The organism is Pseudooctadecabacter jejudonensis (assembly GCF_900172275.1).
Classification (GTDB): domain Bacteria; phylum Pseudomonadota; class Alphaproteobacteria; order Rhodobacterales; family Rhodobacteraceae; genus Octadecabacter; species Octadecabacter jejudonensis.
In genome coordinates, this window is sequence record NZ_FWFT01000001.1 from 582,487 (window position 1) to 606,434 (window position 23,948).

Consider the following 23,948-nt stretch of genomic DNA (forward strand, 5'->3'; position numbering starts at 1 on the left):
ACAAAAGAAGAACAAATATCAGCCCCCAAACCAAGAGGACCCGATGCGCAGCGCCTTGCCCCCGCCCAAATCCGCCACCGACCTGTTGATGGAACGGGCGGACACCGCTGGCCGCAAGGGCGAGGCCGACAGCCAACCCACCTTGCGCGAAATCTTTGCCACCAAGGCCACCGATGCCGCAGCCCTGGGGTTCATGCTGGCCCAAATCGATATCTCCCGCGGGCCGGTGCTGTGGATCTCGGACAGGGTGTCGCGAAAAGAGGCGGGCGTGATCTGCATGGCGGGCCTGCCCCACGGCATCGACATTCTGCGTGTCGATGTGTCCAAACCCGTCGATGTGCTCTGGGCAATGGAACAGGGTCTGGGCTGCCCCACCCTCGGCGCTGTCGTGGCTGAGGTTTGGGGCGATCCGCCTGCGCTGGATTTCACCGCCTCCAAACGGCTCGCCCTGCGGGCTGAGGCGCATGCGGTGCCCGCCTGGCTCATCCGCCGCGCAGCCCACCCCAACCTCAGTGCAGCGCGCGCCCGCTGGCACGTGTCGTCGATGGCGTCCCTGCCCAACCCGGACGATCTGCACGCGCTGGGGCAACCGCTGTGGCACGCCAACCTGTTCCGCTCGCGCTGGGGCACACCGGGCGATTGGGTGGCACGGTCTGAGAACGGCCGCCTGCGTCTCGATCACCGGGTGGAAGGCCAACAAACCCACCTCTCAGACCAGGCGGCCCACCATGCGTGATGCACCACGCCCCCCCTTCATCTGGCCAAAAAAACTCAAAATCCCACACCTCAGGCACGCGCTGCGATGAGGGGGGAGGACAAGCTGCCCGTCCTGCCCTTTCCCCCCCAGCCCGCGACGCGCGACACACAGCCCAAACAGGCGGCCCCCACCGGTCCCGCCGCTGATCCCCAAACGAAGGATCCCCGTCCCCAGCAGACCGCCGATCTGCTGACCCATGCCATCGCGGCCCTGCAGCACGCCATGGCCCCACCTGCGGTGGATCTGTCTGTAACGGATCTGCCCGCCCCCGATGCCGTCCCAGAAGAGGCATTTACCCCCGTGGGGGAGCCGCGCTGGCGCATGGGGTCCGCCAAAATTCCATCAAACACACATTCCCCATCGGGGTCCGCATCGACAGATGCGGGGTCCGATGCGCCCGCACCAAACCCCAAAGACCCGCTGGCCCGCCGCATCACGGCCCTGCACTTCCCGCGCTTTTCCATGAACCGCTGGCAATGGCACATGGACCGCATGGGCCACGCCCCCCCGCCCGAGGTGCCGGTTGCGCTGGCGGTCGAGGGCCCCCACGGCCCCGTCATCCACGCCACCAACCGCGCCGCCGATCAGATGGGCATCCAGATCGGCGCGCGGGTTGTGGACATGCGCGCGCTGGTGCCCGATCTGCGGGTGGAATTTGCCGACACGGGCGGCGATCGGGCGGCCTTGCACCGTCTGATGCTTTGGGTGCGGCGCTGGTGCCCGTGGTCGGCCACGGACGGGCCTGCAGGGCTGGTCATGGACACCACCGGATCGGACCATCTGTGGGGCGGCGAGGCCGCGATGCTGCGTGAAATCGAAGGCAAGCTGTCGACCTTGGGTCTGGAAACCGACCTGGCCTGCGCCCCAACCCATGGGGCGGCCTGGGCGTTGTCGCGGTTTGGCGGCGTGCGAGAGGTCTGCACCCCGGATGAGCTGTGCGCGAAGACGGCCCCCCTGCCCGTGCGCGCCCTGCGCCTGCACGGGGATGCAGCACTCTTGCTGAAACGTCTTGGCCTCAAAACCATCGGTGCGCTGGCCGATGTGCCGCGCTTGTCGCTGGCGCGCCGGTTCCAGAAAGCCGAACTGACGCACAATCCCCTGTTGCGGCTGGATCAGCTGATGGGGCGGCTGGCCGAACCTCTGCAAAGCCCCGATGACCCGCCGGAATTCAGCGTCCAATCCAGCCTGGCGGAACCTGTGATGGATCCTGAACCGCACCTGCCTGACATGGCGCAGGAACTGTGCGCCGGTCTGCACGCCGCAGGGCTTGGCGCACGGCGGGTGACGTTGACGGTCTACCGCACCGATGGGGAGGTGGACCGCATCGGCGTCGCCACATCCCAAGCCAGCCGCGACGCGGCGCATATCCTGCGGCTTTTTGAGGGCAAGCTGGAGCGTTTGAACCCCGGATTTGGTTTCGATCTGATCACGCTTGAGGCCAGTGTGGTGGAACACGTCGAGGTCATCCAGACCCGCATCGAAGGCGGCAGCGACGAGGGCACGGAGCTGGCCCGCCTGATCGACCGGCTGTCCGCCAAATTTGGGGCTGACAGCATCCGGCGCCCCGCCCCCCGCGACAGCCACATCCCCGAACGCCGCGAGGGCTGGCAGGTGGCCATGGCGCAGGGCACGGACACTCTGCCCACCCACGCCCAGCCCCGCCCCCTGCGCCTGTTGCAGCCCCCCGAAGACATCCGCGTGCTTTACGCCGTCCCCGAAGGCCCGCCCGCGCAATTCATGTGGCGCAGGCAAACCCACAAGGTTGTGCGGTTCGAAGGGCCCGAACGCATCGCGCCGGAATGGTGGGCCGACCGCCCCGGCACGCGGCTGCGCGATTATTACCGGATCGAGGATCAGCATGGACAACGGTACTGGCTGTTCCGTGAAGGTGTGGTGGGGGACGGGCGTGGCGGCGCGCCGCGCTGGTGCATGCAGGGGCTGTTTGCGTGATTTGGTGTGATGTCGGGGCTGTTGCACATGCGCCTTTGGCGCGGGTCCTGCGGACGGCGGGGGGGCGCCGCTGCGCGGCGCCGGTCAAGAGAAAAGGTATTTTTGACCCAAAGAAGCGAGGCCTGCGCGCCGTAAGGGCCGGGAAGTTTAGGGGGCCTGAGGATGCCTGAAAATGATCATGCCCATCCCCGCAGAACCTTGCCTGAAGATGGAGCCTTTACCCCCAATCCGCGTGCTTCTTACGTGGAACTTGGCGTTTTTAGCTGTTTTTCCTTTCTGCGCGGGGCGTCCGATGCGGTAGATCTGGCGGCGGAGGCGTGGGCGCTAGGTTATGACGTCTTGGCGGTGGCGGATTTGAACACCCTGGCCGGTGTCGTGCGGATCTGGGCGGAGGCGCGCAAAGCCCAGCTGCGCCCACTGATTGGCGCGCGGGTCGCATTGATCAGCGGCGAGGTATTTTTGGCCTACCCCAAAGACCGCACCGCCTATGGCCGCCTGTCACGCCTGATTTCAAAAGGTCGGATGCAGGACGTGGACGGACAGTGGCAAGTCAAAGGCGTCTGTGATCTGACGTTGAATGATCTGGCGGCCCACGCTGAAGGCCTGATCCTGATTGCCGTACCGGATGAAGATGTAATGGCCTATGGGCGACGCTTGGGGCGGCTGTGCAAACGTCTGCCACAGCTGCGCTATCTGGCGGCGTCCTACCTTTACCGCGGCGATGATGCGTTGCGCATCAACCGTCTGGACGCCATGGCGCGCCATCATGGGCTGCGTCTTCTGGCGACCAATGATGTCCTGTATCATGCGCCCGACCGGCGCCCCCTGCAGGACGTGATGACCTGCATCCGCGAACACTGCAGCCTAACCGACGCCGGCAGCCGCTTGGAACCCAACGCCGAACGCCACCTCAAATCCCCCGCAGAGATGGAACGCCTGTTCCGCCAGTGGCCCCATGCCATCAAGGCCACCCGGGCTGTGGCCGATGCCATCACCTTCGATCTGGGGGAGCTCGCCTACGAATACCCCCGCGAAGTCATCCCCGCCGACATGTCCCCCCAGGCCTATCTGGAAAAGCTGACCTGGGAGGGCGCCGCCTGGCGCTATCCAGAAGGGGTGAGCAAGGCCACAAAGGCGGTGCTGGCCAAGGAACTGGCCATGATCCAAAAGCTTGATATTGCGCGTTATTTTCTGACCATCCACGACATCATCCACTTTGCCCGCCATGAGGCCCAGCCCGAAATTCTGTGCCAGGGGCGCGGGTCTGCCGCCAATTCCGCCGTGTGCTATGTGCTGGGCATTACGGCGGTGGATCCTGCCCAACACCAGCTGTTGTTTGAACGTTTCATCAGTGAGGAACGCAAGGAACCGCCCGACATTGACGTCGATTTCGAACACGAACGACGTGAGGAGGTCATCCAGCACATCTACACCAAATATGGCCGTGACCGTGCGGGGCTGTGCGCAACTGTGATCCACTACCGCCCGCGCTCTGCCATTCGTGAGGTGGGCAAGGTCATGGGGCTGTCTGAGGATGTGACCGGTGCGCTGGCCAAAACCATCTGGGGGTCCTGGGGCAAGGATGTGGACGGCGAACATGCGCGTGAGGCGGGGCTGGATATGTCCGACCCGCTGCTGCGACGCACCATTGTGCTCGCGGGTCAACTGATCGGGATGCCGCGCCACCTCAGCCAGCATGTGGGGGGATTCATCCTGACCGAACGGCCGCTGACGGAAACGGTGCCGATTGGAAATGGCGCCATGGCAGACCGGACGTTCATCGAATGGGACAAAGACGACATCGACGCGCTTGGCATCCTCAAGGTCGACATTCTGGCATTGGGCATGCTGACCTGCATCCGCAAATGTTTTGACATGATATCAAAGCAATACGGGCGCGACCTGACCCTGGCCACCACCCCGGCTGAGGATCCTCGCGTCTACGATATGCTGTGCAAAGGCGACAGCATCGGCGTTTTTCAAGTGGAAAGCCGCGCCCAGATCAACATGCTGCCCCGCATGCGCCCGCGCCGGTTCTATGATCTGGTGATTGAGGTCGCCATCGTGCGCCCCGGCCCCATCCAAGGCGACATGGTCCACCCCTATCTGCGACGGCGAAACGGCGAGGAACAGGTGATCTATCCCGCCCCCGGTGCCCCGCATGACCCGTCCGAGCTGAAAAACATCCTGGGGCGCACCTTGGGCGTGCCGATCTTTCAGGAACAAGCTATGAAGATCGCGATTGAGGCGGCCGAGTTCTCCCCCGCAGAGGCGAATGAGCTGCGCAAGGCCATGGCCACCTTCCGCTCCCGCGGCACGATTGAGCTGTTGCAGGACAAAATGGTGGGCCGGATGGTCAAACGCGGCTACGAGGAAGACTTCGCGCGGCGCTGTTTTGACCAGATCAAGGGTTTCGGTGAATACGGCTTTCCCGAAAGCCACGCGGCCAGCTTTGCGCTGCTGGTCTATGTGTCCAGCTGGCTGAAATGCCACTACCCGGATGCCTTTTGCGCGGCCCTGCTGAACTCCCAACCCATGGGGTTCTACGCGCCCGCCCAACTTGTCCGCGATGCGCGCGAACACGGGGTCGAGGTCCGCCCGCCGGATGTGAATTATTCCCACTGGGACAGCACGCTGGAACCGTTGACAGGGTATCACCGTCCCCCCCCTTCATCTGACCAGAAAAACTCAAACCCCACAGCCCGCGACAAACGCTACGCCATCCGGTTGGGCCTCCGCCAGATCACGGGCTTTCGCGAAGACGCTGCCGCGCGTCTGATCGCCGCCCGCGATATGCCCTACCGTGATCTGAAAGACCTGCAGACACGCGCAGGGCTCAGTGCCGCCCACGTGCGCCGTCTGGCTGAGGCGGACGCGCTGCGGTCGTTGTTTCTGGATCGCCGTCAGGCCCTGTGGGACGCCAAAGCCCTGCGCGACGCGCCCGATTTGCCGCTGTTCCAAGACACCCGCGACGAAGGAACAGAGGCGCCCGTGGCCCTGCCCGAAATGCCGGTCAGTGAACAGGTGGTGGCCGATTACCAGACCCTGCGGTTGAGCCTGAAAAAACACCCCATGGCGTTCTTGCGCGGGTCGTTGCGGCAACAAGGTTACAGCGATTGCGCCCAGCTAAAAGACATGCGCGGCTGGCAAAAGGTGTCTCTGGCGGGGCTGGTGCTGATCCGCCAGCGGCCCGGATCGGCCAAGGGCGTGTGTTTCATCACGATTGAGGATGAATGCGGCGTGGCCAATCTGGTGATCTGGCCCAAGGTGATGGAGGCCTATCGCAAGATTATCATGCAATCGCGGCTCATTGTCATTCACGGCTATGTGCAGCGCGACGTGGATGTCATCCATGTGGTGGCGGAGAGGTTGGAGGACCGCTCCGACGCGTTGTTGCGTCTATCCCCTGATGCGATGCCCACGGCCATGGCCCACGCGGATGAGGTGAACCGCCCGCTGCCTGCGCCATCCTCACGTCATCCCCGCGATGTGCGGATCATTCCCAAGAGCCGCGACTTTCATTGATGTGACTGGGAGAGAGCGCTGCCCTTTTGAGGGTTGAATGGGGGCGCTGCCCCCGGCCCAAAGGGCCTCCCCCGGCATATTTTTGAAACAGCGAAGACGCGCGCGCGGGTCAGGCCGTGGCGCGGATGGCCCCGTCTTTGGCCAAAGGGCTGAGACCATCGCCGCCTGCATTCAGATGTTCGGCCAATTGGCTGAGCATGCGGGGCTCCCAGAATTCGGTCAGATGCGCGGCCACACGGCCTGCCTTGTCATCATCGGGCTGGGTTTCGAAAAAGGTGGCGATCTGGTTGGCCATGCGGGTCATTTTTTCAGGCGACATCAGGGGCGTCCTTGGCTGGGGTCGTTAGGGTCTCTATCCGGCTTGGATGGGTGAAAAGTTCAAACGTGTGGTCGCGGGCCAGGGCCGCGAGGGTGATATTGGCTGCCTCGGCAGTCTTGACAGCAAGCGTTGTGGGCGCGGACACGGCCAGGATCACAGGGATGTCGGCCATGGCGCATTTCTGGACCATCTCCACCGACACCCGTGAGGTCAGGACAGCAGCACCCGCATCCGCCACCCCCACAGCACCGATCATCTTGTCGAGAGCGTTGTGCCGCCCCACATCTTCGCGCACGGTCCCAAGGCCCACGCCGGGCTGGTAGAACCCTGCCCCATGAACGGCCCGGGTCCGGTCATGCAAATGCTGACCTGCACGCAAAGCGGTCATGGCCTCGGCCACCTGGGCCGCTGTCAGGACAACATCACGCGTCACGCGTGGCAGATCCCTCTCCGCCTGCTCAAGGCTGTCGATCCCGCACAGCCCGCACCCCACAGGCCCGGCCATCGCCCGTCTGCGCGCGGCCAGGGCTTCGGCGCGATCATCCGGCAGCCACATTTGCACTTCGATCCCTTTGGGGTGGGTGACAACCTCAAGACTGTCCACTTCGCCCAGCCCTTCGGTGCGGGTGAAGCCGCGCCCAAAGTCTTCGAGATCACAGGGGGTGGCCATCATCACCGCCTGCGTCGTGCCGTTGTAGACCAGCGCCACGGGCACCTCTTCGGGCAAGGCGCGGCTGGCCTCGCGCGCGCGCCCGTTGCTCACCACATGAGCCGGGGTTGCGCGCGCGCCGTTCATTCGGCCGCCGGGAGGATACGGCGCGATTGCTCGGCCTGCTCGGCGTAGTCTTCCTGCCACTCGGACGGGCCGTTGGACAGCGCCACCTGCACCGCCGTCACCTTATATTCGGGGCAGTTTGTGGCCCAGTCGGAGAAGTCGGTGGTGATGACGTTGGCCTGCGTGTCGGGATGGTGGAAGGTTGTGTAGACCACACCGGGCGACACACGATCGGTGATCGTCGCACGCAGCGATGTTTCACCCGCGCGGGACGCCAGGCGCACATATTGGCCATCACTGATCCCGCGCACTTCGGCGTCGTGGGGGTGAATCTCCAGCAGGTCTTCTTCATGCCAGACAGTATTCTCCGTCCGCCGCGTCTGCGCGCCCACGTTGTACTGGGACAGGATGCGCCCCGTGGTCAGCAGCAGAGGGAAACGCGGGCCGGTTTTCTCATCCGTCGCAACGTATTCCGTGATGATGAACTGGCCTTTGCCACGGGCAAACCCGTCAATGTGCATGATGGGCGAGCCATCGGGCTTGTCGTCGTTGCAGGGCCACTGGACGGACCCGCGGACCTCCAACATCTCGTAGTTCACATTGGCGAAGCCTGGCGTAGTGGCCGCGATCTCGTCCATGATTTGGCTGGGGTGCGTGTAGGTCCAACCGCTGTCCATGGCATTGGCGAGCATCATGGTGATTTCCCAATCCGCATAGCCGTTCTTGGGCGCCATGACCTTGCGCACGCGGTTGATGCGGCGTTCGGCGTTGGTGAACGTGCCGTCCTTCTCAAGGAAGGTGGAGCCCGGCAGGAACACATGGGCGTAGTTGGCAGTTTCATTCAAGAACAGGTCATGGACGATGACGCACTCCATCGCCTCAAGACCCGCCTTGACGTGTTTGGTGTCGGGGTCAGATTGCAGGATGTCCTCGCCCTGAATGTAGATGCCTTTGAAGGTCCCATCGACGGCGGCATCAAGCATGTTGGGGATGCGCAGGCCCGGTTCCGGATCAACCTTGGTGCCCCAGATCGCCTCAAACACCTCACGCGTGGCATCGTCGGAGACATGGCGGTAGCCGGGCAGCTCATGGGGGAAGGACCCCATATCGCAGGCCCCTTGCACGTTGTTTTGCCCACGCAGCGGGTTCACGCCCACGCCGTTGCGGCCCAGATTGCCGGTCATCATCGCAAGGTTCGCGATGGCCATCACAGTGGTGGACCCTTGGGAATGTTCGGTGACGCCAAGACCGTAGTAGATCGACCCATTTCCGCCCGTAGCAAACAGCCGTGCAGCCGCCCGCAACTCGCCAGCGTCCACCCCGGTGAGCATCGCGGTCGCCTCCGGGGAATGCCGTGGATCGGAGATGAATTCGGCATAATGCGCAAACTCGTCCCAATCGCAACGCTCACGAATAAACGCCTCATCCATCAGGCCTTCTGTCACGATCACATGGGCGATTGAGGACAAAACAGCCACGTTGGTGCCCGGCAACAGCGGCAGATGGTGCTGCGCCTCGATATGCGCCGAGCGCACGATATCCGTGCGGCGCGGATCAATGACGATCAGCTTCGCGCCCTGACGCAGACGTTTTTTCAGACGGGATGCGAACACCGGATGACCATCGGTGGGGTTCGCGCCAATGATGATGACAACATCGGTTTCCTCAACGGAATCAAAGTTTTGCGTCCCAGCTGAGGTTCCGAACGTCGTCTTCAGCCCGTAACCCGTAGGCGAATGACAGACCCGCGCGCAGGTGTCGGTATTGTTGTTGCCAAAGGTGGAGCGGATCATCTTTTGCACCAGATAGGTTTCTTCGTTGGTGCAGCGGCTCGATGTGATGCCGCCGATGGATTTCACGCCATGTTTGGCCTGCAAATCGCGCAGCTTTTTGGCGGTGTAGCTGATCGCCTCCTCCCAGCTGACTTCCTGCCACGGGTCCGTCACCTTCTCGCGGATCATCGGGTTCAGGATGCGGTCGGAATGGTTGGCATAGCCCCATGCAAAGCGGCCCTTGACGCAGGAGTGGCCGCGGTTCGCCTCGCCGTGCTTATAGGGCACCATGCGCACCAATTCGTCGCCATTCAGCTCCGCCTTGAACGAACAGCCCACCCCGCAATAGGCGCAGGTGGTCACGACAGACCGTTCCGGCGTGCCCATCTCAATCACGGATTTTTCCTGCAAGGTTGCTGTCGGGCAGGCCTGCACGCAGGCGCCGCAAGACACGCAATCGGACGACAGAAAATCATCACCTACCGCACCGGCAGACACGCGGCTGTTGAACCCGCTGCCCTCGATGGTCAGCGCAAAGGTCCCCTGCACTTCCTCGCACGCCCGAACGCAGCGCGAACACACGATGCACTTAGCCGGATCGTAGGTGAAATATGGGTTGCTGTCGTCTTTGGGGATGAACTGCGCATTGGGCGCACCCGCGTCGCTACGGGCCTCAAAGTGGTTGGCCAAACCGCCCGCCTTGGGCGCCTCATACCGCACATCGCGCAGGCCAACCATGCCGGCCATATCCTGCAACTCACAATCGCCATTGGCCGCACAGGTCAGACAATCCAACGGGTGATCAGAGATATACAGCTCCATCACACCCTTGCGGATTTTCTTCACCTTGGCGCTTTGCGTCGTCACAACCATGCCGTCCGCCACAGGTGTGGTGCAGGACGCGGGCGTGCCGCGGCGGCCCTCAATCTCCACCACACACAAGCGGCACGACCCAAAGGCCTCCAGATTGTCGGATGCACACAGCTTGGGCACTTGAATGCCCGCCTCAGCGGACGCCCGCATCACGCTCGTCCCTTCGGGCACGGTCACATCAAAACCATCAATCGTCAGCGTCACCATCACATCGGATTTTGACGCAGGCGTCCCCATATCAATGTCACCATTGGGCCGCCGTGTTGGCAGAATAAAATCTTTCATTGAAACGCTCCATTCTTCGCTGTTTCAAAAATATGCTGGGGTCTGGGGTGAAACCCCAGCGGATCGGAGGGGCGCAGCCCATTCGATACGAACATCATTCCGCGGCCTCCTTGATCGCCGCAAAGTCTTCTGGAAACGCCTGCAACGCCGACAAGACCGGATAGGGTGTAAATCCGCCCAGCGCACATAGGCTGCCGTCCTTCATGGTTTCACACAGATCCTCCAACAGCGGGATGGCAGAGGCATCCCCCTCCCCGATCCGGTCGATCGTTTCAACCCCGCGCACAGCGCCAATCCGACATGGCGTGCACTTGCCGCAGCTTTCGACCGCGCAGAATTCCATCGCAAAGCGTGCCATAGCCCGCATGTCGGCGCTTTCGTCAAAAACCACCAGACCGGCATGACCAATCAGCCCGCCTTGCCCGTCAAACTCTTCATACCCGAACGGCGTGTCGAACTTTCCACGCGGCATGTAGGCGCCCAAGGGACCACCCACCTGCACAGCCTTCACCGGCCGCCCAGAGAGCGTGCCACCCGCGATCTCATCCACAAGCTGGCCCAGCGGCATGCCGAATGCCGTCTCGAACAAGCCACCGTATTTGACGTTGCCCGCAATCTGTATGGGGATCGTGCCTTTCGACCGACCAAGGCCGAAATCCGCATAATACTGCGCGCCCTTTTCAAGGATGACAGGCACCGTAGCCAATGAGATCACGTTGTTCACAACCGTGGGTTTGCCCAGAAACCCTTCCAACGCAGGCAGCGGCGGCTTGGCGCGCACCACGCCGCGCTTGCCTTCAAGCGAATTCAAAAGCGACGTTTCTTCGCCACAAACATAGGCGCCCGCACCCACGCGAATTTCCATGTCGAACGCGCGACCAGACCCCAGAACATCCGCGCCCAACACACCAGCGGCCCGCGCGATGCGCACCGCCTCTTCCATCACCGCAATCGCATCAGGGTATTCGGACCGCAGGTAGACATAGCCACGCGTGGCCTCGACCGCCAAACCGGCAATCGCCATGCCCTCGATCAGGGTGAAGGGATCGCCCTCCATGATCATGCGGTCCGCAAAGGTGCCGCTGTCACCTTCATCGGCGTTGCAGACGATATATTTCTGGTCCGCTTGCGCGCCAAGAACCGTGTTCCACTTGATGCCCGTCGGGAACCCAGCGCCACCACGGCCACGCAGGCCGGACGTGGTGACCTCTTCCACCACCTCGGCCGGTGTCATCGCAATCGCACGGCGCAAACCGGCCAGACCACCATGGGCCTCAAAATCCTGCAACGACAGCGGGTCGATCACGCCGCAGCGCTGAAACGTCAGGCGCGTCTGGGCCTTCATCCAGTCCAGCTCGTCCACCAACCCCAGAGAGGCCAGCTTCCCATCAAGCAATGCGCCCGCGTCGGCCGCGTCCACCGCGCCGTAGCCCAGGCGCCCCTGATCCGTTTCAATCTCCACCAGCGGCTCAAGCCATATCATGCCGCGCGTGCCGTTGCGGATGATCTCAACATCAAGGCCACGGGTCGCAGCCTCGGTGCGGATCGTGGCCGCCACGTCATCCGAGCCCAACGCCTTTGCAGCACTGTCCATTGGAACATAAATCTTCATGCCCCCGCCTCCGCCAGCAGTTTGTCCAGTTTGTCCGCATCCACACGACCCACGACGGTGTCATCCACCATCGCGGCAGGCGCGCAGGCGCACAGGCCGAGGCAATAGACAGGCTCTAACGTCACGGCCCCATTGGCCGTGGTGCCGTGCCAGCCCACGCCAAGCTTTTCAAACGCGCGTTCGGAAATCGCAGCCCCACCCACGGCCTGACAGGCCTCAGCGCGGCAAATCTTGACGATATGTTTGCCCGCGGGCGCGTCGCGAAAATCGTGATAAAACGTAATGACACCATGCACTTCGGCACGGGTGATGTTCAGATCATCGGCAATGATCTGCACCACATCGCCCGGAATGAACCCAAACTCGGCCTGCACCGAATGCAGGATCGGCAAAAGCGGCCCCTCTTGCCCTTTGTGACGCGCAAGAATGGTGCGCATCGTCTCGTGTGTCTGGGTGTCGGCCATCGGCGCGCGCTCCTTGATATATCTCCGACCTCATTCGCCCGTTTTACACGTCATTTCAATATCGATTTTTCGTCTATTGATAGGCAACTCCTATCAAGCGATCCCGATCTCAGACAGGCCCCGCGCCCGTGCCAAAAGGGCCGCTAAGACAGGCGTGAACGGCTCTCGGTGGGGGGCGACAAGCCCCACGGTATGGCTCGCATCCGGTTTGATCAGCGGCACGGACCCCAATTCAGACCCCGCCAGAAAAATCTCAGCCGCGCGAACAGGCAGGATCGTGGCCCAGTTGGACCGCAACACATGGGACACCAGCACAACCACGGAGGTTGATTCAATCTGCGGGTCTACATCAACCCCCGCTTCGGCCAGGTGCTGGTTGATGATCCTCCGGTTCTGCATATCCGGCGTCAGCAAGCACAGCGGCACATCGCCCAGATCGCCCCAGCGCACCGGCCCCGACAGCAACGGATGATCCGCCCGCGCCACCAACACATAGCGTTCATCGTAAATGGGCACCGTCGTCACGCGGCCCAGCGGCTCATTGTCCAGATAGGTCAGACCAGCGTCAATCTCGAGGTTTTCCAGCATGTCCAAAATCTCAGCGGAGGTTTTGGACTGGACCGAGAATCGCACATTGGGGTGCTTTTCGGTGAACCCTGCGGTCAGATCAGACACCACAGTCAGCGCCGTGGGGATCACCGCCAACCGGATATCGCCCGACAGGCCTTCGCGGGCGGCGCGCATTTCCTGACGCAGCGACCGTGTATCGCCCACGATGCGGCGCGCCCAATCCAGCGCGCGCTGGCCTTCTGGTGTGAGCCCGCGATAGCGCGACCCGCGCCAGACGAGCATGACACCCAACTGATCCTCAAGCTGTTTGATCGCCGCCGACAAGGTGGGCTGCGTCACCCCTTGAGCGGCAGCCGCGCGGCCAAAGTGTTCTTCGCGCGCCAACGCAATGAACATTTCAAGTTTGTCGATCATATCTGCGCCCCTACATAGACAGCGTCTATCAAACCCTGCTGCGGCTGCCGTCGCAACCCGCACCTGTTCCCCCCTCACGCAATGCGCTATCAACCCTTATGACTGATGTCTCAACAGACCACCTGATCGGCTGTCCGCAATGCGATGCGGTCTATTCGGTGACGCAAACGCAGGCTGGCCAGCAGGCCAATTGCACCCGCTGTGGCCACCGCCTGATTGCGCCGCGCAGCAAGGCGGGGATGCAGATCATCATGCTCAATATCACCATCGCGGTGCTGGTTGTGGCCGCCGCGGTCTTTCCGTTTCTGACGATTTCCGCCGCCGGTCTCTCCAATTCGGTGTCGATCCTGCAGGCCGCCCTTGCGTTCTCAGACGGCATCCTGGTGTTGCTGGCCCTGGCCACCGCTGCCCTGATCATCTTTATTCCGCTGCTGCGTGTGCTGCTGTCTCTCTATGTGCTGATCCCCGTGGTCTTTGATCGCCCGCCTGCACGGGGCGCCGCCCGCGCCTTCCGCCTGTCAGAGGCCTTGCGCCCGTGGTCCATGGCGGAAATCTTTGCCATCGGCTGTGCGGTGGCGCTGGTGAAAGTCACCGATCTGGCCGATGTGCAATTCGGCCCCGCGTTCTGGATGTTCACCGTTCTCGTCTTTCTCGTTGTCCTTCAGGACACATTCCTATGTAGATGGTCCGTATGGAACTCTCTGGACAAATCGAAGGCATAAAATCCGCCCGCCAGATGGGTCTGGTGACCTGTCAGCGGTGCAGCCGCGTCTGGCCGGCCGAGGCACAGGCCTGCGGGCGCTGTGGCCACAGCCTGCAATCGCGTGATCTGACCAGCCTGCAACGGGTCTGGGCGCTGTGGATCGTGGGGTTCATGTGCTACATCCCTGCCAACCTGTTTCCCATGCTCAGCACCCGCACCCTTCTGACGGTGCAGGAAGACACGATCATCGGCGGCGCGGTTGAGCTGTTTCACTACGGCTCGCCGGGCATTGCCGCCATCATCCTGTTTGCCAGCGTCGTCATTCCGGTGGCCAAGTTCATGGCCATCGCCTTTCTGGCCTTGTCCGTCCAACGCCCCAGCCGCGTGTCGCCCCATCAGCGCACCGTGCTGTATGAGGTCGTAGAATACATCGGGCGCTGGTCCATGATCGATATCTTTGTGGTCGCAATCATGTCATCGCTGGTGCAGCTCAACACCTTGGCCGCCGTGAACCCCGGTATCGCCAGCCTGTTCTTCGCCCTGTCCGTGATTTTCACCATGCTGTCCGCCCAGGCCTTTGACAGCCGTCTGATCTGGGATGTACAGGCCGCGGAGACATCTGACGATGCAGAGCCTCACGCCCAAACGATCCCCGAAACGATCCCCGAAACGATCATTGAGACCCCCGCACGATGAATGACACCCCGCCCCCTCTGCAGGTCACCGAGGCCCGCCGCTCGTGGTATCAACGGGTTTCCGTGATCTGGATCATTCCCCTGATTGCGATTGTGATTTCGCTGGGGGTCGCATGGCAAACCTACGCCAACCGCGGCCCGCTGATCACGATCACCTTCGAAGACGGCGCAGGCATTGCCAAACGCGAAACCGAACTGCGTTACCGCGATGTGACCGTTGGCGTGGTCGAAGATGTCAAATTCACGCCCGACCTGAGCGCGGTGGAGGCCATGGTGCGTGTTGACACAACCGTGGCGCCGTACCTGGACAGCTCCGCCAGCTTCTGGATCGTGCAGCCGGAACTGACTGCCCAAGGGGTCACCGGCCTCGATACGGTCCTGTCAGGCGTCTACATCGAAGGGACGTGGGACAATGAACCGGGCTTGCCGGTGTACCGCTTTTCCGGTCTGCCCACAGCACCGCTGTTCCGGTCTGACGAAGGCGGCCTTGAGATCGTGTTGCGCACGCCACCCGGCGGCTCCATGACCGACAACAGCCCGATCACCTTTCGCGGCATCGAAGTGGGCCGCATCGGTCAGGCGCGTATCTCCGCCGATGGCAATTTCGCCCTGGCCGAGGCCCTGATCTACGAACCCCACGACCGCCTCATCTCATCCGCCACACGGTTCTGGGACATCAGCGGCTTCAGCTTTTCGGTGGGTCCCAGCGGGGCCGAGATTGATTTCTCCTCCGTGGCGACCCTTTTGGGCGGTGGCGTCACCTTTGACACCTTCGTCTCTGGCGGCGATCCGATCAACGACGGTCAAGTGTTTGAGGTCCACCCCGGCGAAAACGAAGCCCGCAACAGCCTGTTTACCGAAGCAGAGGTCGAAACCTTGCAGGTGCGGGTGATCTTTGAACAAAACGTCTCTGGTTTGACCGTTGACGCCCCCGTGGAAATCAACGGGCTGAACATCGGTAAGGTCCAGTCGGTGTTGGGCACCATCAACCGCGAAGAATTTGGCGACGACCGTGTGCGCCTTAACGTGCTTTTGGCCATTCAACCCGCGCGCCTCGGCCTGCCCGATGAAGTCACGCCCGAGGCCGCGAAAAACTTTCTGGAACGTCGCATTCAGAACGGATTGCGCGCGCAGCTGGCCAATGCCTCTTTGCTGACGGGCGGGCTGAAAATCGTTCTGGTGCAGGTGGATGACGCGGATCCCGCCGAAATGGAGATGTCCATCGGTGGTCTGCCTATCCTGCCCACCATCGAAAGCGATGTATCGGATGCCGCGGCCTCCATCGAAGGGGTGCTGAACCGCGTCAATGAGTTGCCGATCGAAGAACTGCTGACCAGTGCCATCGATTTTCTTAACAGCGCCGAGGCCCTTGTCGGCAACGAAGACTTGCAACAAACACCCGCCGACATCCGCGCGCTGGTGGGCAACATCAATGGTGTCGTCGGCTCGGATGAGGCGCAGACGCTGCTCGTCACACTGAATTCCGCCGTCACACAATTCGAACAGCTGCTGGTGGATGTGGAAACCGCAGAACTGGCCGCGCGACTGGCGGACGCATTGGACGCCACCAGCACCGCCGCCACCACGCTCACCACCCAGACAAACGGGCTGCCGGACCTGATTGATCAGATCACGGCCCTTGCCACCAAGGCCGAGGCCCTCCCGCTTGAGGCGTTGACCGCCGAGATTACGGATGTCGCGACAGCCACCGCCACCCTGCTTGAGGGGGACGGCGCGCAGGAACTGCCCGGCATCCTTGGCGGCGCCTTGGGTGAGGTTGAGGCAGCGCTGCGCGATCTGCGCGCCGGCGGCACCGTCGAGAACCTCAATGCAGCCCTCGTATCCACGCAAGAGGCCGCCGCGACCGTCACGGCCTCCGCCGAAGGGCTGCCCGCACTTGTCGAACAGCTTGAGGCCGTGGCAACCAAGGCGCGGAACCTCCCGCTTGAGGACCTGACCCTGGAACTGACCGAATTGGCCGAGGCGACAACCGCGCTGGTGGACAGCGACGCTGCCCGCGCCCTGCCCGCCGACCTCTCCGCCGCTTTGGCTGAGGTCAACGCCACACTGCAGGAGCTGCGCCAAGGCGGGGCCGTCGCCAACCTGAACGCAACCCTGGGGTCCGCGCGCGATGCCGCCGGTGCCGTGGAACAGGCCACCGCCGATCTGCCTGCTCTGGCGGCGCGGATGCGCGCTGTCCTTGATCAGGCCGGTCGGACCATCGCGGGCTACGATCAGGGCCAGACCCTCAGCCGCGATGTCGAGTCAACGTTGCGCGACATCCAAAATGCCGCCAACGCCTTGGAATCGCTGGCCCGTACGATAGAACGAAACCCAAGCGCACTCATTCGGGGACGATAATCATGCTGCGATCTGCTCTCTTGTCTTTGGCCGTGCTGGCGGGCTGTGGTGGCACACCTGACCTCTATTCGGTGCCCACGGCGGCTGTCACGGACCGCATCAACATCGCCTACGCCACGGTTGAGGTGCGCGATGTCTCCCTGCCCAGCTACGCTGCCGATGATGTCATCGCTGTTGAGGCCCCAAACGGTGTGCTGCTGACCGATGCCGATATCCGCTGGGCGGACAGCCCCGAACGTGCCGTGGGTCTGGAACTGACCCGCCACCTGTCACAGCTATCCCGCGCCCGTGTCGCGTCTGAACCCTGGCCCTTCGAAGGCTTTGCCGAAGCCATCCTTGAGGTCCGGTTCGAAAGCTTTCTGGCCCGCGCCAACGGTACATTTACGGCCCAAGGCCAGTATTTCGTCAGCACCGAACGTGAGGTCCGCGACCGATCAGGCCTGTTTGATCTGGCCGTACCCTACGATCCGGCCGGTGGCCCCGCAGCCATCGCCGCGGCCCGTGGCCAGTTGGTGCTGGATCTGGCCGAACTGATCGCCAAAGACGGTCTGCGATAAACCTGCGCGGGTCGCCCGGCGACAGCGGGCGGGTCGCGCAGCGTCGTGACTGATCCGATCCGTCAGATGTCGTTTTTGCCCTTTTGGATCGCGCCGCCAGCAGCTACCAACATGTCAACGTGTTACTGCAAAGGCCACCGTTTTCATGTTCAAACCAATTCTTGCTGGTGCCCTCAGCACCCTCGCCCTCACCTCTGCCGCCCACGCGCAGGAGTTCACCTTCTCGATCCACCACTTCCTCAGCCCGCAATCGCTGACCCATACGGATATGATCGAACCCTGGGCGGCCGCCATCGAAGAGGCCTCGGACGGGCGCATTGCCTTTGAAATCTTCCCCGCCATGTCGCTTGGCGGCGCCCCGCCAGAACTGTACAGCCAGGTCCGCGATGGGGTGGCTGATGTGATCTGGACAGTGCCGGGCTACACCCCCGGCACCTTCCCGCGCACCGAAGTCTTTGAACTGCCCTCCGTCCATCAGGGCGATGCGCGGGCCACAAACCTGGCCATCCAGGATGTGATGGACACGCTGGCCCCCGATTTTGAGGACATCCACCCGCTGCTGGTTCACGTCCACACAGGCAACGCCGTGCACCTGAATGGCGCCGATATCACCAGCGTTGATGATTTCGCGGGCCTCAAACTCCGCTCCCCCTCGCGCACCGGCGCTTGGATGGTTGAGGCGTTGGGCGCAGAGCCCGTGGGCATGCCCGTGCCCGCTCTCCCGCAGGCCCTGTCCCGTGGCACAGTTGATGCAGGCCTCGTGCCTTTTGAAATCGCCATCCCCCTGGGATTGGCCGACCTGACAACGGCTTCGGTGGAACTGCACGATGGCGCGCGTTTCGGCACGGCCACCTTCCTCTTTGCGATGAACCAAAACAGCTACGACAGCCTGCCTGCCGATCTGCAAAAGATCGTCGATGACGCCTCAGATGAAGCCTTTGCCATCGCCATGGGTGAGGCTTGGAATGCCATCGAACCTGTGGGCATCCAGCGTGCGATTGATGCAGGCAACAGCGTGACCCAACTGTCCACAGAGGCCACGGCCGCCTTCGCCGCCCCCTTTGCCGAAGTCGAAGCGCGCTGGACCGCCGAGGCGACAGAAGCCGGTATCGATGCCGAGGCCCTTTTGGCCGAAGCCCGCGCCGCCATTGCCGCCAACGCGGGCGAATAGCACAGCGCAATGACGGTCAGGGCCGCCCTCACCACAGCCATCACCGGCTGGGCCTTGATGGGCGGCGTGCTGCTGGCCCTGATCGTGGCGGCCACCGCACTGAACGCTGCCGGTTTTACCGCCAACGCCGTGGCGCGCAGTTGGGACGGTACGGTGTCTGGCGTGCCGGGCTATGAGGACGCGGTGACCATGTTTGTGGGCGTGGCAGGGCTGGCCATGTTTCCTTACGCCCAGCTGAACCATGCCCATGCGGCCATTGATGTGGTCATGCAATATGCCCCGCCTTGGGCCAGCCGCGCGGTGGCTGTGCTGTCCGCGCTGCTGATCGCGGCCATAGCGCTTGCCATGGCCTACATGCTGACCCTCGGGACGTTCGAAGTCCGCGCAGACCGCGTTGAAACAACCGTTCTGGGGTGGCCTGTCTGGGTGTTCATTCCGTTTGCCGTGGTGTCTTGCGTGCTTTGGGCGCTGGCCGCGCTGGTGTCCTTGGGGCGCAGCGATGGAACGTGAGCTGATCGGCGTCTGGGGTCTGGCCGCCCTGTTTGTGCTGATCATGCTGCGCATCCCCGTGGCGTTGGCGATGCTGCTGACGGGCGTTGTGGGCACCTTTGCCCTTAGCCTTGCGTCGCCCTTCATCAAATTCGGCCCCTACCTGCTGCAATTCAAAACCGCCCTGTGGAATTCGGTGGCCAATTATGACCTGTCTGTCATTCCACTGTTTATTCTGATGGGATTTTTGGCCGCTGAAACCGGCCTCAGCCGGGATCTGTTCCAAGGCATCAGCGCGCTGACACGGCGCATTCGTGGCGGGGTCGCCATGGCCACGATCCTGGCCTGTGGTGGCTTCGGCGCCGTAAGTGGCAGCTCTATCGCCACGGCCTCCACTATGTCACGCGTCGCCCTGCCCGAGTTGCGGCGGCTGAACTACAACGAAGGCCTCAGCACCGGCGTGCTGGCCGCAGGCGGCACCTTGGGCATCCTGATCCCGCCCTCCGTCGCTCTGGTGATCTATGCCATCGTGGTTGAGGCGCCCATCATCGACATGTTTCAGGCCGCCGTGATCCCCGGCATCCTTGCCGTGGCCCTGTTCCTGATTGTCATCCGCATCCGCGTGTCCCGCGCCCCGGCGCTGGCCCCCGCAGCCCCCCCAATGACCCGCGCAGAGGTCCGCACGGCCACCCGCCGTCTGATCCCTGTGGGCCTGATCTTTGGCAGCATCATCGCGGGTCTCGGCCTTGGCCTGTTCACCCCCACCCCTGCCGCCGCCATCGGTGTCTTTCTGATCGCGGTCTATGGCGTTGTTCTGCGCCTGATCGGGGCCGATGGCGCGCTGACGTGGCCACGCCTGAAACGCGCTGTGCTTGCCACGGCAAACACGGCCTCGATGATCTACTTCATCCTGTTTTCCGCTGACATCCTCAAAGGGTTCTTTGCGCGCACGGGCCTGCCCGCGGCCCTGTCCGATTGGGCCGCAGCCTCGACCCTCGATCCGTTCCTGATCTTGATGGCGATGCTGGTGATCCTGATCATCCTGGGCTGTTTTCTGGAAAGCCTGTCGATGATCCTTGTGGTCGTGCCGTTCTTCTGGCCAGTTCTTGTGGCCCTGAACGGCGGCGAATTTGTCCCCGCCGACAGCGCGGCCTTCGGGATGAGCACCGATGATCTTCGGATCTGGTTCGGCATATTGGCCCTTGTGGTGGTGGAACTTGGGCTGATCACACCGCCCGTGGGCCTCAATGTCTTTGTCATCAAATCCTTCTCACCGCACACCCCGCTGGGCGTGATCTTCAAAGGCGTCGCACCCTTCTTCGCGATTGAGCTGGCGCGCGTGGCCCTTATCCTCGCCCTGCCCATCCTGTGCCTCGCCCTTCCGCGCCTGCTCTAGCCATCCTTTACGCCACGTCGCAGCACCGCTAGCCTGCCCCGATGACCTTTGCAGAGCAGATCAACGCCGCCCTTTTCGCAGACCCCGCGTTGCCCGAAACACCGCCCGTCGCTGTAACGGGCACGGGCGAATTGCCCTCCTGCTTTGCCACGTCCGATTTTGCAGTGGCCACGGTCAGCGCAGCGGCTGGCGAACTTGCTGCCCTCAGGGGCGATGACGCAGCATCCGTCAACCGCCGCCACGCGCTGATGTGGTTTGATATGACGCTCCGCCCGCAAGGCTGGACGCTTCCCAACCTGTGGGATCCGATCGCGGGCGATTATGCCACCGCAGACGGCTGGATCCGCCTGCACACCAACGCCCCCCACCACTGCGCCGCCGCGCTGTCCGTGCTGGGCTGCGACCTTGACCGTGCAGCGGTGGCGAAAATCGTCGCAAACTGGACGGCAGAGGACCTTGAAACCGCAGTGGTGGCGGCCAAAGGCTGTGCTGCGGCCATGCGTCCCGCCGAAGACTGGGCGCACCATCCCCAAGGCAAGGCCGTCGCAGCAGAGCCCTTGATGGATTGGACCGTCACTGCCACCGACGCAGCCCCGGTCGCGCTTCATGGCGTCAAGATCCTCGATCTGACCCGTGTGCTGGCGGGCCCCGTTGCGACGCGCCTTCTGGCGGGGTTCGGCGCGGATGTGCTGCGGATTGATCCGCCCAGCTGGGACGAACCAGGCGTCGTGCCTGAGGTAACATTGGGCAAACGCTGTGCTGGTCTTGACCTGACACAGCCTGACGACCGCGCCACATTTGAGGCGCTGGTACGTGGCGCTGACGTCATGGTCCACGGCTACCGCCGCGACGCGCTGGCAGGCATGGGCTACAACCGCGACGCCCTGCGCCGCCTCAACCCACATTTGATAGACGTGAGCCTGAATGCCTACGGCAACACCGGCCCTTGGGCCAACCGGCGCGGGTTCGACAGCCTGGTGCAGATGAGCAGCGGGATCGCCCACACCGGCATGATCACCGCCGGCGCGAACACCCCCCGCCCCCTGCCCGTGCAGGCCTTGGATCACGGCACGGGGTATCTGATCGCGGCGTGCGTGCTGCGGGCCCTGAGGTTGCGGGGCGCCACTGGCACCTGCACCTCTGCGCGGCTGTCCTTGGCGCGGGTGGCGCATCTGCTGGCCTCAGGCGGCACGCGACCTTACGCAGGTGAGGCGCTGGAAGAGACCGCACAGGACCTTTCGCCCACGATCGAAACCACCGTTTGGGGCACGGCGCAACGCATTCACTTTCCCATCGTGACAGGTGTCACGCAGGCCCATTGGCCGCATCCCGCAGGCCCGCTGCGCCGACATCGCGCCACTTGGGCCCCCTGACACCGGCCCTCCCCCCAAAACGCAAAACGCCCGGGCCAAAGGCCCAGGCGTTCCGCAAGTCGTTGTGCCAGATCAAATGTCTTCGAGGATCACATCGAAATCAACGCGGCTGTTGCTTTTGCCTGCGACGGGGCGCGGCTCGGACGGGGCGCCGATGATCAGCTGATCCGCCGGGAAGCCCTCATTGACCAGACGGGTCATCAGCACGACAGCCCGCAGACGGCCGACCGATGTGTCTTCAGCCGCGCGTGGGTCGTCGTTGAACAGACCCACGATGCGCAAACGCGCCTCGGGGCAGTTGGATGCGATGGACGCCAGACGGGTGGCCAAGGCCAGATCGCCATTGCCGATTGTCAACGCGCGCGGTGCATATTCAATCGACGTGCCCTGCACAGCGGCCTGCAGTTGCGACACGCAGGCGGCCACACGGAAATTGGTGCCCGGCGTGGTGAAGGACGGCGTGGTAAAGCTGGCCTGCTGCACGGTCTCGATCACCGAGAATTCCACGCGGCGATCATAATAGGACCGCGGCTGCGGCCCGCTGACCAACGACGGCGTCCCGTCCCCACGACCCACAGCGGTGAACAGCGCCGGATCAATGCCCGCGCTGGCGATGCGGGCGACAACAACCTCGGCCCGTTCCAGGCTCAGACGTTGGTTGACCGCGGGATTGCCCGACGGATCGGAGTGGCCCTCGACCTGGATGGTCACGCCAGGGCACTGCTGGGCCAAAACCCCCAGCAAACGGGCCTGTTCGATGCCGCCTGCCTCTGCCGTGATCCCACCGGAGGGGAAATAGACGCGCATTTGCGAAGAGAGCGATTTCAAATCATCAATGCACTGCCTGTCGCGGGCCAGATTGGCCTGTGCTGAATTGAAGAAATCCGCGCCCAGTGGCTGGGCCTGAGGCTGGGCTTGGGGTGCCGCAGCGGGGGCCGCAACCTCTGGCACCGCCTGCGTTTCCTGCCCTGTGTTCACCGCAAAGCCAATGTTGCGCGACACAGACACCTCTTCGGTTCCCTCCAGCCCTGCATTGCTTTGATCCAAAAGCGCGGCCAGCTGTTGGGCCACGTTTTCCGGCGCAGTTACAGGTTGGGCCAAGGGCTGCGCGGCAGGTTGGACCGCCGGTGTCGTTTCAACAGCGGCCAAAGCGGCAGCAGCCGAGTTTTCAGTCGGTGCGACAGGCGCCACTTGCGCGGCTGTGTCCTGATCCCCGTCAAATGAAATGTTGATCCGGTCCAGAAAACCGGACCCGACGGCAAGAATCGCCACGGTCGGTGCGACCCATGGCAAATGCTTCATAAAAGTGCTCATTTTTCCCCCAAAGTTCTGTCTCGGGCCGCTTACGCGGCTTTTCGGCCACGGTGCAGCTTATGCGGCCTATATCTGGACTTTGGCATGATATCTTGTGTTCAGGCTAGTCTGAACATCAAGATTTTCGAAGTTATCCACAGATTTGTCCCATATTTACACACATGGTCCTGCACGGCGGATCGGCAGATTGTTGCAAAACCGCAGCGACTTTGGCCCCGCCATATTTGCGCCACATTTGCGCCCGCTTTTGACCACACAGCGCTGTTTGCCTGTCCATAAGGCCCAAAAAACAGGGCCAAGGCAGTGTACTGGCAGCAACAAAGGAGCGGTGAAATGCCGACCCAACCGACCCCATCCACGCCCGCAAAACCAGCCCCCCCCAAAGGTGGCACCAAGCGCGCGCCAACCACGCCCAAACCGGTGGTCTTCAAAGATTTCGCCAGCATTTAGGCGCCACCCCCGTTAACGCCCCCGCCGCCTTCCCCTCCCCCTCAAGGCGGCGGGACCTACCGCTGGGGGACGCGGCGTCGCGCACCCTGCTCGCCCGTCCTCTGGCGCTTTTTTCGAGATCTT

General features: G+C 63.0%; 18 protein-coding genes. 11 read left to right on the forward strand and 7 right to left on the reverse strand.

Annotated elements, in window-relative coordinates; all coding sequences use genetic code 11:
* Positions 1 to 43: 43 nt before the first annotated feature.
* The 3 genes from PSJ8397_RS02780 (at position 44) to PSJ8397_RS02790 (ending at position 6,232) form a co-directional block, all read left to right on the forward strand.
* Complete coding sequence (locus PSJ8397_RS02780; protein WP_085863021.1) at positions 44 to 736, forward strand: ImuA family protein; 693 nt, start codon at positions 44 to 46, stop codon at positions 734 to 736.
* Positions 737 to 802: 66 nt separating this feature from the next.
* The gene (locus PSJ8397_RS02785) at positions 803 to 2,707 is read left to right on the forward strand and encodes a Y-family DNA polymerase (protein ID WP_306372132.1); all 1,905 of its coding nucleotides are present in this window, start codon (positions 803 to 805) and stop codon (positions 2,705 to 2,707) included.
* 162 nt (positions 2,708 to 2,869) lie between these two features.
* Positions 2,870 to 6,232, forward strand: coding sequence for an error-prone DNA polymerase (locus PSJ8397_RS02790; protein WP_085863022.1), 3,363 nt, complete (start codon positions 2,870 to 2,872; stop codon positions 6,230 to 6,232).
* Between the two features lie 109 nt (positions 6,233 to 6,341).
* Here PSJ8397_RS02790 and PSJ8397_RS02795 read toward each other — a convergent pair whose 3' ends face one another.
* The 6 genes from PSJ8397_RS02795 to PSJ8397_RS02820 form a co-directional block, all read right to left on the reverse strand.
* Positions 6,342 to 6,551, reverse strand: a complete 210-nt coding sequence (locus tag PSJ8397_RS02795) for a formate dehydrogenase subunit delta (RefSeq protein ID WP_085863023.1) — start codon at positions 6,549 to 6,551, stop codon at positions 6,342 to 6,344.
* Positions 6,541 to 7,347, reverse strand: a complete 807-nt coding sequence (gene fdhD, locus PSJ8397_RS02800; protein ID WP_085863024.1) for a formate dehydrogenase accessory sulfurtransferase FdhD — start codon at positions 7,345 to 7,347, stop codon at positions 6,541 to 6,543. The genes PSJ8397_RS02795 and fdhD overlap by 11 nt, the downstream gene beginning before the upstream one ends.
* Complete coding sequence (gene fdhF / locus PSJ8397_RS02805) at positions 7,344 to 10,256, reverse strand: formate dehydrogenase subunit alpha (RefSeq protein WP_085863025.1); 2,913 nt, start codon at positions 10,254 to 10,256, stop codon at positions 7,344 to 7,346. Before fdhF ends, fdhD begins: the two co-directional genes overlap by 4 nt.
* Before the next feature lie 94 nt (positions 10,257 to 10,350).
* Positions 10,351 to 11,868 (reverse strand): formate dehydrogenase beta subunit, encoded by a 1,518-nt coding sequence (locus PSJ8397_RS02810; RefSeq protein WP_085863026.1) that lies wholly within the window; start codon positions 11,866 to 11,868, stop codon positions 10,351 to 10,353.
* Entirely contained in the window at positions 11,865 to 12,332 is a 468-nt protein-coding gene (locus PSJ8397_RS02815) for a formate dehydrogenase subunit gamma (protein WP_085863027.1), read from the reverse strand. Before PSJ8397_RS02815 ends, PSJ8397_RS02810 begins: the two co-directional genes overlap by 4 nt.
* A 93-nt stretch (positions 12,333 to 12,425) precedes the next feature.
* Positions 12,426 to 13,316 (reverse strand): LysR family transcriptional regulator, encoded by an 891-nt coding sequence (locus PSJ8397_RS02820; protein ID WP_085863028.1) that lies wholly within the window; start codon positions 13,314 to 13,316, stop codon positions 12,426 to 12,428.
* 98 nt (positions 13,317 to 13,414) lie between these two features.
* On the opposite strand from PSJ8397_RS02820, the gene PSJ8397_RS02825 reads away from it, so the two are divergent.
* The 8 genes from PSJ8397_RS02825 (at position 13,415) to PSJ8397_RS02860 (ending at position 22,061) form a co-directional block, all read left to right on the forward strand.
* The gene (locus PSJ8397_RS02825) at positions 13,415 to 14,038 is read left to right on the forward strand and encodes a paraquat-inducible protein A (protein WP_085863029.1); all 624 of its coding nucleotides are present in this window, start codon (positions 13,415 to 13,417) and stop codon (positions 14,036 to 14,038) included.
* Entirely contained in the window at positions 13,999 to 14,715 is a 717-nt protein-coding gene (locus PSJ8397_RS02830; RefSeq protein WP_235000548.1) for a paraquat-inducible protein A, read from the forward strand. Before PSJ8397_RS02825 ends, PSJ8397_RS02830 begins: the two co-directional genes overlap by 40 nt.
* Entirely contained in the window at positions 14,712 to 17,075 is a 2,364-nt protein-coding gene (locus tag PSJ8397_RS02835; protein WP_085863031.1) for an MlaD family protein, read from the forward strand. The genes PSJ8397_RS02830 and PSJ8397_RS02835 overlap by 4 nt, the downstream gene beginning before the upstream one ends.
* Before the next feature lie 2 nt (positions 17,076 to 17,077).
* On the forward strand, positions 17,078 to 17,632 hold the full coding sequence (locus tag PSJ8397_RS02840; RefSeq protein ID WP_085863032.1) for a PqiC family protein: 555 nt from the start codon (positions 17,078 to 17,080) through the stop codon (positions 17,630 to 17,632).
* A gap of 145 nt (positions 17,633 to 17,777) precedes the next feature.
* Positions 17,778 to 18,803: a TRAP transporter substrate-binding protein gene (locus tag PSJ8397_RS02845; protein ID WP_085863033.1), complete on the forward strand. Its 1,026-nt coding sequence runs from the start codon at positions 17,778 to 17,780 to the stop codon at positions 18,801 to 18,803.
* A 9-nt stretch (positions 18,804 to 18,812) separates the two neighbouring features.
* Positions 18,813 to 19,313: a TRAP transporter small permease subunit gene (locus tag PSJ8397_RS02850; protein WP_085863034.1), complete on the forward strand. Its 501-nt coding sequence runs from the start codon at positions 18,813 to 18,815 to the stop codon at positions 19,311 to 19,313.
* Positions 19,303 to 20,688: a TRAP transporter large permease gene (locus PSJ8397_RS02855; protein ID WP_085863035.1), complete on the forward strand. Its 1,386-nt coding sequence runs from the start codon at positions 19,303 to 19,305 to the stop codon at positions 20,686 to 20,688. Before PSJ8397_RS02850 ends, PSJ8397_RS02855 begins: the two co-directional genes overlap by 11 nt.
* A gap of 41 nt (positions 20,689 to 20,729) precedes the next feature.
* Entirely contained in the window at positions 20,730 to 22,061 is a 1,332-nt protein-coding gene (locus PSJ8397_RS02860) for a CoA transferase (protein ID WP_085863036.1), read from the forward strand.
* A 72-nt stretch (positions 22,062 to 22,133) separates the two neighbouring features.
* Here PSJ8397_RS02860 and PSJ8397_RS02865 read toward each other — a convergent pair whose 3' ends face one another.
* Entirely contained in the window at positions 22,134 to 23,375 is a 1,242-nt protein-coding gene (locus PSJ8397_RS02865) for an OmpA family protein (RefSeq protein WP_085863037.1), read from the reverse strand.
* Positions 23,376 to 23,948: the final 573 nt, after the last annotated feature.

Excerpts from the sequence above, each read along its gene's own strand:
- PSJ8397_RS02855 (WP_085863035.1), top strand. The coding sequence starts at position 19,303 with ATGGAACGTGAGCTGATCGGCGTCTGGGGTCTGGCCGCCCTGTTTGTG.
- PSJ8397_RS02780 (WP_085863021.1), top strand. The coding sequence starts at position 44 with ATGCGCAGCGCCTTGCCCCCGCCCAAATCCGCCACCGACCTGTTGATG.
- PSJ8397_RS02825 (WP_085863029.1), top strand. The coding sequence starts at position 13,415 with ATGACTGATGTCTCAACAGACCACCTGATCGGCTGTCCGCAATGCGAT.
- fdhF (WP_085863025.1), bottom strand. The coding sequence starts at position 10,256 with ATGAAAGATTTTATTCTGCCAACACGGCGGCCCAATGGTGACATTGAT.
- PSJ8397_RS02850 (WP_085863034.1), top strand. The coding sequence starts at position 18,813 with ATGACGGTCAGGGCCGCCCTCACCACAGCCATCACCGGCTGGGCCTTG.
- PSJ8397_RS02810 (WP_085863026.1), bottom strand. The coding sequence starts at position 11,868 with ATGAAGATTTATGTTCCAATGGACAGTGCTGCAAAGGCGTTGGGCTCG.
- PSJ8397_RS02845 (WP_085863033.1), top strand. The coding sequence starts at position 17,778 with ATGTTCAAACCAATTCTTGCTGGTGCCCTCAGCACCCTCGCCCTCACC.
- PSJ8397_RS02830 (WP_235000548.1), top strand. The coding sequence starts at position 13,999 with ATGGTCCGTATGGAACTCTCTGGACAAATCGAAGGCATAAAATCCGCC.
- PSJ8397_RS02840 (WP_085863032.1), top strand. The coding sequence starts at position 17,078 with ATGCTGCGATCTGCTCTCTTGTCTTTGGCCGTGCTGGCGGGCTGTGGT.
- PSJ8397_RS02865 (WP_085863037.1), bottom strand. The coding sequence starts at position 23,375 with ATGAGCACTTTTATGAAGCATTTGCCATGGGTCGCACCGACCGTGGCG.
- PSJ8397_RS02835 (WP_085863031.1), top strand. The coding sequence starts at position 14,712 with ATGAATGACACCCCGCCCCCTCTGCAGGTCACCGAGGCCCGCCGCTCG.
- PSJ8397_RS02790 (WP_085863022.1), top strand. The coding sequence starts at position 2,870 with ATGCCTGAAAATGATCATGCCCATCCCCGCAGAACCTTGCCTGAAGAT.
- PSJ8397_RS02820 (WP_085863028.1), bottom strand. The coding sequence starts at position 13,316 with ATGATCGACAAACTTGAAATGTTCATTGCGTTGGCGCGCGAAGAACAC.
- fdhD (WP_085863024.1), bottom strand. The coding sequence starts at position 7,347 with ATGAACGGCGCGCGCGCAACCCCGGCTCATGTGGTGAGCAACGGGCGC.
- PSJ8397_RS02860 (WP_085863036.1), top strand. The coding sequence starts at position 20,730 with ATGACCTTTGCAGAGCAGATCAACGCCGCCCTTTTCGCAGACCCCGCG.
- PSJ8397_RS02785 (WP_306372132.1), top strand. The coding sequence starts at position 803 with ATGAGGGGGGAGGACAAGCTGCCCGTCCTGCCCTTTCCCCCCCAGCCC.
- PSJ8397_RS02795 (WP_085863023.1), bottom strand. The coding sequence starts at position 6,551 with ATGTCGCCTGAAAAAATGACCCGCATGGCCAACCAGATCGCCACCTTT.
- PSJ8397_RS02815 (WP_085863027.1), bottom strand. The coding sequence starts at position 12,332 with ATGGCCGACACCCAGACACACGAGACGATGCGCACCATTCTTGCGCGT.